This is a genomic window from Escherichia sp. E3659, assembly GCF_005781135.1.
GTDB lineage: Bacteria > Pseudomonadota > Gammaproteobacteria > Enterobacterales > Enterobacteriaceae > Escherichia.
This window is the reverse complement of the sequence record NZ_VATQ01000039.1, coordinates 1-12,537: the sequence shown is the minus strand read 5'-3', so window position 1 is coordinate 12,537 and position 12,537 is coordinate 1. Positions and strand designations below refer to the sequence as shown.

The following is a 12,537-nucleotide window of genomic DNA, read 5'->3' as shown; positions in this document are numbered from 1 at the left end:
TTTACTCTATTTATATTTCATTCATCTGATATTATTAATTGCCAGAGGGAGAATGTTATCAGGATATCTGTTATTGATTTGTCATACCTGCACTTTACTGTGCCCCAAAGCGCAGGCAGAAATGGCTGTCAGAAGTTATAAGTCACACCAAACATGATGTCGTGACTTTTAACGTCAGCCTCTGATTTATATTTATCCCCTTCTGCATCCCTGTAAGACAGGGAGGATTTACCAGCATCCAGATAGCGATAGCTGAGGTCAAGAGCGATATCCGGAGTTACGTCATAGCGAACACCTGCCCCAATACTCCATGCGAAGTTGTTATCATATCCCGAGTAATGTAACGCAGAAATATCACTTACCTCACCAGATTTATTCCAGGAAGTATCAGTATATGTCGCCTTATGATGTACCCGTGCGTAACCCATCCCAACAGATACCCATGGCGTGAATGCACTGCTGTTTCTGAAATCATAATACGTGTTCATCATCAGGGTATTCACACTGAGCCTGTTCTGTGTGTCTTCCTGACCACCATCCCCCATCGGAGAATGCCATGTATCCAGTGTATAGCGGGAGTCTGCAGCCCCACGGCCATAGAATTCCACTTCCGTGCGCACTGGAACGTTGTAATGTTGATAAAAATCATAGCCCACCGCAAGGCCGGCACCAAATACAGTATCGTTCTTATCGCCGCCCTTATACTTATAAACATCATCCCCAAAGTCCTGGCGGAAGCGTTGGTCACTCTGATTCACAACTGAAGCACCGGCTTTACCGGTCACATAAAAGCCTGTTTTATTCTCATCAGCCAGAGTCTGGGCCGAAAACATGCCTGCCATTGCAAGCGCTGAAACCGCAATAACCTTTTTCATTCCAATCATCTCCGTTGGTTCTTACCCTACTCGACAAATAGGGTTGCCTATTTTAAGACCATGAAAAAGATAGGGTAAAATGGTTACAACCGATCGATGCGATCATATCGATCGGTAAAATCGATCGATATTGATGAGGGTTTTCGTTTCGAATCAACAAAATGGTAATGATGGAGCCTAGACTGAAATGCTGTGTCCCAAAAGCCCGGGAGGTTTGCATTACAACTGCACTACAGTACAAAATGTCAGACACAGTAAAAAAGACTGGGTAATCAACCCACCAGAGAAAACACGTTTATTGCAAAAGAGAGAGGAATGATGTGCAAACTGACTAAAGAAGAAGAATACAGCATCATCAGTCGGACAATGACGAATATTCGTTCACTACGCATGTATGTACGCGGAGTTGATTTTGAGCAATTACTCGACATGCAGGAAAAGCTCAACACTGTTATTGAAGAACGCCGTAAAGATGCTGAACGTGAAGCTGCTGAACGAGCCGAGCGTGAAGAGAAACGTCAGGAACTGCTTCAGTTAATCGCCGAAGAGGGTTTTTCACCGGAAGAACTGCTTGATCGGCCTGAAGATACGCCAAAATCACGTAAAAAGACGTTGCCAAAAGCACCGCCCAAGTATCAATTTGAAGAAAATGGTGAAACTAAATACTGGTCCGGGCGTGGACGTGCGCCAAAACCGATTGATGAAGCAATGAAAGCCGGGCGTTCTCTGGAAGATTTTCGTATCAATAAAAATTCGAACGACATAACAGATGAACAGTAATATGGCAAAAGCATCATTTTGTTAAGGGAGAAGGCTATGAGTAATACATCCTACAAACAAATTATCCCTGCGTCAGATTGGTATTTTCGTCACGAAAATGTCTCTGGTGTGGCAGAAAAGTCAACACTATACCAACTGGCTACATGGGCACTTAAATAAAATGGTGAAATAGTTGGTCTGGTGACAGTTCGTGATGATAATGGGCGTCCTAAACTGGTTACCCCTCCCCTTGTTCCTGGTGATTATTTGCATAAAGAACAACTCACCAATGATGAAAAAGAGTGGGCGAAGAGACAATAAACTGGTTCTCCGCCAGTTGCGACAGTCACATCATCGTCGCCCGTTACCGGCGTATCTTCCCCGTGAAATACACCGTCTGGAGCCTGAAGAAAGCTGTTGCCCGGAGTGTGGCGGTGAGCTGGATTATCTGGGGGAAGTCAGTGCAGAACAACTGGAACTGGTGAGCAGCGCCCTGAAAGTGATCCGTACAGAACGGGTAAAAAAAGCCTGAACAAAATGTGACTGCATCGTTGAAGCACCGGCGCCGTCCCGCCCGATAGAGCGTGGTATCGCGGGCCCCGGATTACTTGCCCGCGTGTTAACGGGAAAATACTGCGAACACCTGCCACTGTATCGTCAGAGTGAAATCTTTGCCCGACAGGGTGTCGAACTGAGCCGTGCATTACTCTCCAACTGGGTTGACGCGTGCTGCCAGTTAATGACGCCGCTGAATGATGCCCTGTACCGTTATGTGATGAATACCCGCAAGCTTCACACTGACGACACACCGGTAAAGGTACTAGCACCGGGCCTGAAAAAGACGAAAACAGGGCGCATCTGGACGTATGTCCGGGATGATCGTAATGCGGGTTCGTCATCTCCTCTGGCGGTCTGGTTCGCGTACTCACCGAACCGGCAGGGGAAACACCCGGAGCAACACCTCCGCCCCTTCCGGGGTATCCTGCAGGCGAATGCGTTCACAGGTTACGACAGGCTGTTCAGTGCAGAACGTGAAGGTGGTGCGCTGACAGAAGTTGCGTGCTGGGCTCATGCCCGGAGAAAAATCCACGATGTATACATCAGCAGCAAAAGTGCGACGGCAGAAGAAGCCCTGAAGCGAATCAGTGAACTGTACGCCATCGAGGATGAAATACGGGGATTACCAGAGTCAGAGCGTCTTGCAGTCAGGCAGCAGCGAAGCAAAGCGTTACTGACGTCGCTGCATGAATGGATGGTGGAGAAGAATGGCACGCTGTCGAAAAAATCCAGACTGGGCGAAGCGTTCAGCTATGTCCTGAATCAGTGGGACGCCCTCTGTTATTACAGTGATGACGGTCTGGCGGAGGCGGACAATAACACAGCGGAAAGAGCGCTTCGTGCAGTCTGTCTCGGAAAGAAAAATTACGTGTTCTTCGGTAGCGATCACGGCGGCGAGCGTGGAGCACTGCTGTACGGGCTGATCGGCACCTGCCGTCTGAACGGTATCGATCCGGAAGCGTATCTGCGCCATATCCTGAGCGTACTGTCGGGATGCCCTTCCAACAGAGTTGACAAACTCCTGCCATAGAACGTAGCACTCACCAATAAATAAGCGTTAATACGGCGCTCCGTTAACGCTTACCATTTTACTGAACGGAGATCCTCTATTATTCAATAACCTTACCGTTAGCACGAACATGTCTATCGTTAATGCCTCTATCTAGCCCGCACAGAAGGCTTCGAAATGAAGCCTCCTGCTTTCAAATGAGATCCAAAAAGTTTACGGATGAAAGTTTTCTGAATTCGTAACTCATATAGCGACTCTGTCCGCAATATTTTGGTTACTAGCACTCAGAAGCTATCTGATGGATATGAATACGCTTGTGAATATGTTGGTGATTCACGTAATACCTGTGCAAATTGTGCGTCTTGTTGGAGCGGTAATGAAAACCACGCTCCCCCCACATAAGCCATACCAATACCTTGCCGGATTGCATCAAGTAACGATCAAGTAGATCACGGCGCAAATAACTGACTGAGCCACTGACAGCCGAATCATACTCGCCAACTTTGCGGTACAGTGATGCCACACCTGCTGCATCATGCAAATCCCATGTGTTTGCACGGTATCTGAGATTCAAAGCCTCACAAAGTTGCTTCGAGGGTAGACTCGCACCGCTGCTTTGGTTCTCCACGCTATGGTAACTCTCCCAGTTGTAGTTCTGCACGGTGATATCTACCGCAACGCCATTGCCTGACCATCTGTCTGCAGACACCAAATTTTCATCACTATCATCCTCTTGTTCATTTGCGACTAGCAGCCCCGGAATCGACGAGAAAGGCATCTCACCAGCATAGGTGTAATAGTAGACAGGAGCATCAGGGATGGCGCTGTTGCCAGGATATTCAAGATCAGTGAACAACCTACATAGATTGTCAACTTCTTGGCTATCTACGAATACCCCTCGCAGGAAAGTGAAAATCTGCCGGTCATCCGAGGTAGCATTTTGCTCAACAAAACCGTCAAGTAGGATCCATGGCCCCGTCAGACCATCAATTTCCGTAATCTCAAGGATGCTACGGTAGTCAGGTTGCGGCCCCCTCATGATCCAATCCCCATCATCCGACGACTGTTCGCTGAACAAGGCTGGAAGTGGCAAATCAATGCTCACAGCGTCTAGCGGGAACGTCGGGTCGATATCTGCGTCCGATGGACGAGCGCTACGGTCTTCGGAAAGGAGGCCCTGCGCGTATCGCAGTCCCCACATCTCGAAGTAAGCTATCCAGCCGTACTTTTTGCCATATCGATCGATTTTGTGTTTGTCTTCTCCCATACGAGAGCCGGAATACATTTGCCGATCAATAGATTCGAACTGCTCAGGGTCATAACCAAGTACCAGCATTCGAGAAATAATTGCCTTCAACACCTGTTGGTACTCTGGGTTGCTGTCATCGTAGTTCGATCTATGTGGAATAAGTCTCCCAATCGTATAGTTACCGAAGTCCATTCGAATCGCTGCACTCTGCGCTTGCTTGATGACTGCTGTATCGTACTGACGAATGCTTTTAAATACGTTAGGCAGATGGCTAAAAGGCGGAACAAGATGAGCAGCTTCATCCTCTGAAAAACAATTTGGATCTACCATCCTTGCAATGGCAATGATTCCCAGGCAGTACTGTTGATATAACGCATGCCAGGTAGGAGCTGTAGCATCAGGTACAAACATGGTTTGGTAAATCTCACGAGCGAACCGTGGCAACGCATCATGTAACTCTACTGCATCGATATCCGACCAAGTGGTCAGGACTGCACCGTAGGCTGCGGCGAACACTCGCTCAGGGACATATGGGTCTGAAACTGCATTTGTCTCCATCGCCAACCGGAAAAACTCTTCTGGCCGCCTGATGGCAAATTCATACAGGGCTTTGGTAGCCATATCCCGCAAAGCTCTGGATGTCGTCGTCAATGTCCACATCACCCAGCGAACTCTCCGAAGTTCACGCTCATCCAGATGACCCAATTTCCATCTCGTCGACAAGAATTTTAAGTCATCTTTAACTTGTTCAGATTTTTGACGAATCCACTCGGACCAAAAAAGATCGCGCTGAGTATTGGACATCGCCATTAGCACATCATGCAAAAAGCTCATATCAAACGGATGAGCTAGTGCAGCCCTGATGCTCCGTAGCTTTTCGAAGGCAAATTGTGCAAATCGCTTCGACTCCTGCATAGCTTGAGCAAATCGTTCAACAGTAGCCCGCCCGATATATCTTGGGTCCGATTGCGTCGTCAATAACAGAGCGTTCATAACGAGTATATCATCCGACAAGTCTTGCCAAAGCTGCCGCCTACCGGAGTGTTGCGGATACAGATCAACCAGAGCCCGGAATACGTCATAAGCGAAGGTATGCGAATCAGGTCCATGAGATTTGAATTTTGCGCTCCCTTCATCGCTTTTTAACCATTGGAGCAACTCAGGCTTCCTAAGCAGGTGGTGCGCCATCATATGTCCGGCCATTAGGTCGTATGCAAACGCAACTCCTTGCCTACCTTCTTGAGAAATAGTCCTAACTAGTATGCCTTCAGACTCAAGTGCACGAATAATACTATCGTTCCACCCCATATCCCGAACTGCCGCCCGTGTAGCTTGAAAATCCACACTTCTCGCATTGTTATCCCAAAGAAGACCCGCGATCGTCAGTAGTGCATCCTGAACGTCATCTTGATAAATGCGATACCTAGCTGGTGAAAGCTCAGCGACTCGTGCGGCAACCTTGTTAAAATGTGCTTCGAACAAACTTGCAAGCGAACGGGGCAATGCTTCCACTCCGACAATATGCTGACGAGGATAATTTGCTACTTCGCAAAAAATTCTCAGTGTTAAGGGATGCTGCAAGAGTTCGACTGGTAGATCCGCATCGGTAGCATCGATCTTGTAGTACTCAAAGTACTTGTCAAATGCTGTCTTCGGATCTTCCTGAAACCCGTTATGTTCAACTTGAGGAAACCCCTCAGGCAGACACATCTGGGCGAATTCATTGCGAAGAGTGACAACTAACAAGACATAAGGAAAATTCTTTAGAAGCTCATCCGCTCGGGATAATTCATCCCTCCAATTTCTCGGATCTTCCGCCTCATTCAGACCGTCAATAACAATAGGTATGCGTTTGCCTGCACGCTGGCCTGCCGCATCTACGGCCTCAATCAGGCGGTCGAAACTTTCTGCTGGCCTCCCAGAAATCTTGAAGGCAGTTACGAGATCATCAAGCCCTTGACCTGAATGAAGATTCTTACCCAATAGGAGGATTCCCCCTGGGTATTCCCCTTCTGGCTGGGTTACCTTGACTGCAAGTTCAGATTTACCTTCACCTGCCGCCGCAAGTACAGCAACTGCCCGAGCACCAATTGACTGCTCCAGACTGCGGAGAACAGACGAAACCATGTGAATATCTGCAACCAAATTAGCGGTTAACGGAGCCCCGTCAAAGCGAGCTCCACGCAATTTCGAAAGTAGCCTGTCATAACGTACCGGCTGACGAGGATTTGAAACCAACGCTTGATGTACAGAGTTAAAGTCACCTTTGCCGAGCGCCGTGTGTAAACCATCAATAAACTCAGTCAACTCAATAACCCGGGACAGGAGTAATTCAACTTCAGTCCTGAGCTCAATTTTGAGTTGCTCAGTAACCGAAGCAATGCTCGTATGATTCTTTTTTAAAGCGTTTGAGAGTTCTTCCAGAGATTCCCATGCGTTTTGGCTGCACAGATGCCTGAATATATTCTCCTCAGCCCCCACCGCTACATGAACGTCTGGCTGGTAGCGGTTCTTAAATGGAGCCACGGCAAGCTTATACTGCTCAGCAATTAGCTCTGGGGTTAGAACCAGTTCACCAAAGTAGGTTTCCCGTAAAAGCGCTCCCGGTCCGACCAAAAGATCTTCGATATCAGTAGCAGTGAGCAGTTCTAACTTCAATTCGGGGAAGCGGTCTCGCTCTAGCGCGAAAAACCACTCTTGATCACCTTTTGTTAACGTGTGATGAGTCCAAAGCTTCCAATTGGTTACTCCAGGGACATGCTTACGCGTCTTTTCGATACCTTCGATGATCTTGTTGCGGCGGGAGGCTCCCAAATCTTGTCCATTCACCAGCTCATACCACTTGCATTGCCAACCAATCCAGCCTGGTGGCGCACCGAGATCACAAGGCTCCGTCAGCTCGAGGTGAAACTCCACCCCAGGCTGATTTGCAAGTTGCTTAAAGCGCCCGAAACGACCATAGTGTCGGCGTACCAGAGCGCGACAAAGGTTTTCGAAGTTCACATCTGCTGCACCGGGCAGTTCGTTGAATACTTTCCAATTTACTTCAGGCATCAATGCATCCTCTTTCAACTGGCATCGCTGGAATCGGACGGATAGTCATGCGCTGAGAAAATCTCGACCTTTGCTCCAGCCTCGACAAACAGCTTCACGAACGCGGATACCTCAGCCTCATCAGTAGTTATTGTTATTCTATCGCCTTCACGATCTAGATGATGATCTGACACCAATTGACCAAGATCGGTTGGTCCTAAAGTGTGGAGTTTTAGGCTGCATAGTAATGAGAGCATTTCATCTGAAAACCGTTGATTCTCTGGCTCATCAAAAGGGAGCGAGTAACATTCATCTTTCTCAGCCTGAGTACTGAGCGTTTTAATATCCTTCTCGACCTTCTCTGCATCTTGCTCTTGCTTGAATTTTCCGATGAGAACTAAGTTCATCGAATGCTCAGAACCATATCCGTTCCAAATTTTCATTACTGTGCCCCTTATTTTATCTCTAAGGTATTACGAAGTCGCTTAAGCGCTGACAGAACACCGGTTTCGCCAATATCCACACCGGTGGTTGAATAAGAACTCATACGCAATATGCCGGAAGCGTCTATGTGCGCGTAGGCTCGAAGGCCAGTTTCATCAGGAAGAGGATCGCATATGGGTAGTCCTGACGCTCCCACCTCACTTACTGCAAGTCGAACCTCTCCTCTATAGTTGGAGACCCAGTTCTTAAGCTCTCGGCCGACCACTTCATTCATACTTGCGACCGCGTTAGTTGCTTGCTGAGGCAATAACAGCAATTCACTAGCGCCAAACTGTTGCGCCAGCTCAGTTATTGCATCAAGCTCAAAGACTGTACGTTCGTTTATCACGACGTTTATTCCAAAGGGCGACAATGTTGCAATCGATTCAATTCCCTTAAGTAAGTTGGTAAAAGGTTTTCCGCGCAGTTCTTCATAGGTACTGCCTATCCCGTCAACGCTAATGCGCGCGAAGTGAATTGAACCTTTGAGGTGTTTAACTAATTGTTGCGACAAACGATGACCATGGGTCGTGAATGTCACGGCAAGCTGAGTTTCCCCGGCAGCCCGTTTGCATATTTCGACGAAATCTGGATGGTGAGTTGGTTCCCCTCCGCCAAAGCCGATGCCGAGGCATCCTTCAGTATCCAATTCCTTTAACCAGCTAAGTACTTGGTCAGTATGCAGCACGGCCTTGTGTTTGGGCGCAAAACAATATGCGCAATGGAGATCGCAAAGATTGGTGAGTGCTATTGAGACTTGACGGGGAGACATCGACCAAACTACCCCCTGAGAGTACAATTCGTCTAATAGGATGTTCAAACCTGTATTTCGATCGAAGAAATGCACTCCGTTTGGCCCGATTCTGGACTTCATAACACCAAGTTCCCCGCAGCTTAAAACCCACAAAAGTAATAGTATTTAACATCATAGCGAGAAATCCCTTAAAAAAGATTGCGTAAGGTTTGTTTTTCGCTTTCAGTAGACGCTTAAAAGTCACACGTTTCGTGTCGACGTAAATCCATATTACTACATCGACGAAGTACTGCCCCTCTCGTAAGCGGCTCACCAGAACCGCTTACGAGAGGGGAACAGTTATTTCAGTTTGAACCCAGGGAGATTAGACGGATTTTTGTTGGTGAGTACGAAATCCGTTACGAACTTACTGGCCAGACTATTTATGTATTGCGCCTGTGGCACACTCGAGAAAACAGGTAGCCTTTGAGGCTGTTTACCTGACTGGATATCGCCAGTTTTGGAGGATACTTAAGTAGAACAAGCACTGATTAATATTCCCCCCAGTAAACAGGGGGGAACATCCTTGCTCTGAATTCGATGATATCTCAAGGGATTCTGGTGTAAATGTTACATATGGCTTGTTTCTGACAGTTTCAGACGTCGGGAGTTCAGTCTGGCCTGTTATGTCGCTGGCGTAGAGCGTTATTTTTCTGAGACCGAAAATCCGCTGACGATGCGGGCAATAAAAACCAGTGAGTAAATATAGCCCGTGAGAATAACCAGAATGGTGGCGTTACGGGCCGGCCAGCTGACGGCAACAATATCGCCATAGCCTACGGTCAGAATACTGATGAAAGAATAATAAAAAAGTTCATTCATCATCTGCAACTCATCATTTGACAGCCCACGGAACGCACCAGGCATATGATTTTCTATTGCAGAAAACATGAAAAATCCCATATAGCCAATAAGCAGAAAGCCACTCAGCGCAGCGCAGATGGACTCTGTGTTTATCCGGGCGGAGAAAATCACCTGGCGGAACACAATCACTGACAGAATGAAGAAAAATACCAGATAACTCCCGTAGTACAGCTGTGTCATGGCGTTGATGGGGTGCAGCCAGTGTGTGGTGACAAAAATTATCAGCAACATAATAAATGAAACGACCTGATGGCGACGCTGCAACAGATTAACGCCCGCCACAATCTGCAACACGGTATTCAGCTCGTACCCTGCAGCGTTCAGTGGAAACAGATTGAGAAAGAAGGTGCTCAGCAGTGCTGTGAAAAGAAAAGCAAATTTGTGTTGTTTCATTATCTTTAACATAAAGGAAGCATCTCTGTCTGTTCAAATACCAAAGAGCATAAAAAGGAACAAAAATAGCTTAAAAAGCAGTCTGTAAGTATATGGAAAAGTTGAGCAGAACTGTCATCAAACTTGCGGGATTTTCCACAATATTTTTAATCAGGTAAGTACGAGCATCATGTGACTATGGTGCCGTTACACTTCCTCGCCAAAAGCACGCTTAACGCACAAATGTTTTTGTTTACTGAGCAGCCCTGTTCCGGAGTTCATACAGTTAGTGAAGAAAATAGCATTTCCATGGCATTAATTGACAACATTAATTCTATTTATCTTAAGTGCATGACTTCAGGGCCAGTAATGAATCATTTTTCCTGCCAGATATTCCGGAGCTCACCAGTATTACTGTTACTTTTTACACAAATATGATTTCAATGAACGAAAAAAATAGCGATATATCATGTTTTATACATCTGAAGTAAGAGCATTTACCAGTTCACTTAAAACTCTTTTTTGTTCTTCATCCTGAGAATATTGAATCCGAAATTTAATCTCTTCTGCACACCGTCTTGTATCGGACTCATAAAGTATTTTTGTTATTCGTTGTCTCTGATGTTCAGGCCGGTCTTCCATATTTCGTAAAATCAGATGAAATAACATATCACAAAGCGCACAATGCCATGAATAACCATCATTGGTTAAAATCCCCCCCCAAACCCGCTCCTGCTCAGCAATAAGCTGCAGAATAAAGAATTCAACCTGTTCTGATTGTCCGGGGGCAACACGGTATAACGGAACAATCACAGCAAAAAACAGTTCATTTAACCAGGATTCCGCCTCCTTCTCGTTCCTGAAAGATGGACAGTTATGTATTCTTCGTTCGTATTCACGGGCAACCTGCTCCAGAATATCCTCCGGCGGTGTCAGCCACTTATTCCTGAGCAATACACTGGTTGATGGATGGCAGCAGGCTATTTCAGCAATAATTTCACGTAATACTTCCGGGCTGAACTTCTTCAACTGATTGTGGTGCTCCCGGGTAAAACCATGTTCATCGCACAAAAGCTGCCATGGCACTGATACGCTGTCCACCATTACTTTCTTCATCATTAATACCTGTTACCTGAATATCAACAGACCGGTGTGCCTTTTCTGAATACCTCCCCGGACGGGCTGGCAATCCCCATTCGCCTCAGCGTGGCATCTGCAGCTTTCGCTACTTCGCTGATATCCAGCTTTTCAGGTAGCGGCGGAGACGATATCTGCGCCAGACAATATTCCCGTCGCAACAACAACCACTCCCGTTGTGCTTCTGTACATTCAACATTGCCCATAACAAAAAGCCAGCGGGCAGAAGCTCTGCGCCAGTAACCTGCAGCCTCCAGTTTCTGTGCAACCGTGTCTTCCACAACTTCCGGGGTACTCTTTTTCCTGCTCAAAACATCAACTCACTGAAATAATATACATATCTGACGGTCTCAGCGAACCGTCCATGCCGGGCTGAAGTCCTCTTCCTGAAACAGCTCCGTCAGCCCGCTAATCTGTTTCAGTCTTAGCACCTCATCCTGGTCCATTCCCAGCTCTGTACCAATGCGTTCATCTGTCCAACCCAGACGAGAAAGGTCCCTGACAATATCAGACATTGAGGTTATCTGATGTTTTCCTCTGGCCCGGTTATGACGTATGGTCGCGGCAATACGTTCAGCCTGTCCCTTTCTCTCCGGATTAATACAGGCTACAGGCAGCCAGCCCTTCAGACGTTTTCCAGTATCTGCTTCCCGCCCCAGTAACTGACGGTGAAAACCATCCACCACCAGGTAATGGTTCTTCTCTTCTGACACCACCACCGGTTGAGTGAAACCATCTTTTTCCAGAGACTGCTTCAGCAGTTTCTTCTCACCCGGCGCCATGACATTGGGATTATAATCGTTGGCCACCACCTTATCCGCTTTTACCCACAGCACGCAGTCCACGGGCTCCTGAGCAAAAGGACTGACCTCATGCAGCACCCTGCGCAGGTGGTTCAGGGCCTGTATGGCCTCTTCATCTGGTCGTTCCTGGCTGAAGTACTGACGAATCATGTTGCTCAGTCTCTCCGGTGTCACAGAATCCCCCATTCCTTCCTCCTTTCCTTCATGCGCTGCAGATAACGTTCATAGTGCCGGGGTTTGTTCGGGCCGAAGGACAGCGTCCGGCACCAGAAATCATTCTTTATGAGAGTCTTACAGATACGTCGCCAGGACGGGATATCCCGGCAGCCCAGGTCATTCTCCTGTTCATCGGGAATGTCATCCGGAAAGCCCCGCGTCTGATACCAGCGGAGATAGACAGCTATCTTGTTACGGTAATGTTCTGCCGTTTTTTCCGGCATCACATCCAGCAGGAACATCGCGTAACTGCGCCAGGTATGATGGGCTGGTTTTGAAATAGGCTTACGCAGGGCAAAATAGGCACCGCTTTCATTGGCATAAAGCGCCCCGCTGGCAGCACCTGACACCCGCTCACACATCCTGGCCCAGGTTTCCGGCTCCAG

General features: G+C 47.4%; 10 protein-coding genes and 2 pseudogenes. 3 read left to right on the top strand and 9 right to left on the bottom strand.

Translation table 11 applies throughout. From position 1 onward, the window contains the following. Positions 1–128: 128 nt before the first annotated feature. Positions 129–875, bottom strand: a complete 747-nt coding sequence (gene tia / locus FEK47_RS21100; protein ID WP_001601288.1) for an invasion outer membrane protein Tia — start codon at positions 873–875, stop codon at positions 129–131. A 318-nt stretch (positions 876–1,193) separates the two neighbouring features. Between tia and FEK47_RS21095 the strand changes: the two genes are divergently transcribed. Together FEK47_RS21095 and FEK47_RS21085 are read left to right on the top strand one after the other, a co-directional pair. Continuing rightward, on the top strand, positions 1,194–1,655 hold the full coding sequence (locus FEK47_RS21095) for an H-NS family nucleoid-associated regulatory protein (protein ID WP_024193175.1): 462 nt from the start codon (positions 1,194–1,196) through the stop codon (positions 1,653–1,655). A 280-nt stretch (positions 1,656–1,935) separates the two neighbouring features. Next, a pseudogene (locus FEK47_RS21085) lies at positions 1,936–3,222 on the top strand (IS66 family transposase); the annotation flags it as partial. Between the two features lie 256 nt (positions 3,223–3,478). Here the strand turns inward: FEK47_RS21085 and FEK47_RS21080 are convergent. Genes FEK47_RS21080 through FEK47_RS21070 form a run of 3 tightly spaced genes read right to left on the bottom strand, consistent with a single transcriptional unit; the run spans position 3,479 to position 8,840 of the window. Continuing rightward, a complete protein-coding gene (locus FEK47_RS21080; protein ID WP_205713530.1) occupies positions 3,479–7,522 on the bottom strand; it encodes a hypothetical protein in 4,044 nt (1,347 codons plus the stop codon). Next, positions 7,519–7,926, bottom strand: coding sequence for a DUF6375 family protein (locus FEK47_RS21075; protein ID WP_000708197.1), 408 nt, complete (start codon positions 7,924–7,926; stop codon positions 7,519–7,521). The genes FEK47_RS21080 and FEK47_RS21075 overlap by 4 nt, the downstream gene beginning before the upstream one ends. An 11-nt stretch (positions 7,927–7,937) precedes the next feature. Then, complete coding sequence (locus tag FEK47_RS21070; protein WP_001601278.1) at positions 7,938–8,840, bottom strand: radical SAM protein; 903 nt, start codon at positions 8,838–8,840, stop codon at positions 7,938–7,940. Between the two features lie 210 nt (positions 8,841–9,050). On the opposite strand from FEK47_RS21070, the pseudogene FEK47_RS21065 reads away from it, so the two are divergent. Next, positions 9,051–9,182, top strand: a pseudogene (locus FEK47_RS21065) (type II toxin-antitoxin system RelE/ParE family toxin); the annotation flags it as partial. Positions 9,183–9,404: 222 nt separating this feature from the next. On the opposite strand, the gene FEK47_RS21060 reads toward FEK47_RS21065, so the two are convergent. From FEK47_RS21060 to FEK47_RS21040, 5 genes are all read right to left on the bottom strand, one after another. Further along, positions 9,405–10,028, bottom strand: a complete 624-nt coding sequence (locus FEK47_RS21060) for a potassium channel family protein (RefSeq protein ID WP_001601276.1) — start codon at positions 10,026–10,028, stop codon at positions 9,405–9,407. 441 nt (positions 10,029–10,469) lie between these two features. Continuing rightward, complete coding sequence (locus FEK47_RS21055) at positions 10,470–11,114, bottom strand: hypothetical protein (RefSeq protein ID WP_135487281.1); 645 nt, start codon at positions 11,112–11,114, stop codon at positions 10,470–10,472. A gap of 20 nt (positions 11,115–11,134) precedes the next feature. After that, positions 11,135–11,413: a PerC family transcriptional regulator gene (locus FEK47_RS21050; protein WP_024193174.1), complete on the bottom strand. Its 279-nt coding sequence runs from the start codon at positions 11,411–11,413 to the stop codon at positions 11,135–11,137. Positions 11,414–11,482: 69 nt separating this feature from the next. Next, positions 11,483–12,121 carry a ParB N-terminal domain-containing protein gene (locus FEK47_RS21045; RefSeq protein WP_135487282.1) on the bottom strand — a complete coding sequence of 213 codons (639 nt, stop codon included), beginning with the start codon at positions 12,119–12,121 and terminating at the stop codon, positions 11,483–11,485. Next, a partial coding sequence (locus FEK47_RS21040; RefSeq protein WP_138183360.1) for a DUF3440 domain-containing protein occupies positions 12,106–12,537 on the bottom strand: 432 nt, incomplete at its 5' end. The genes FEK47_RS21045 and FEK47_RS21040, both read right to left, overlap by 16 nt.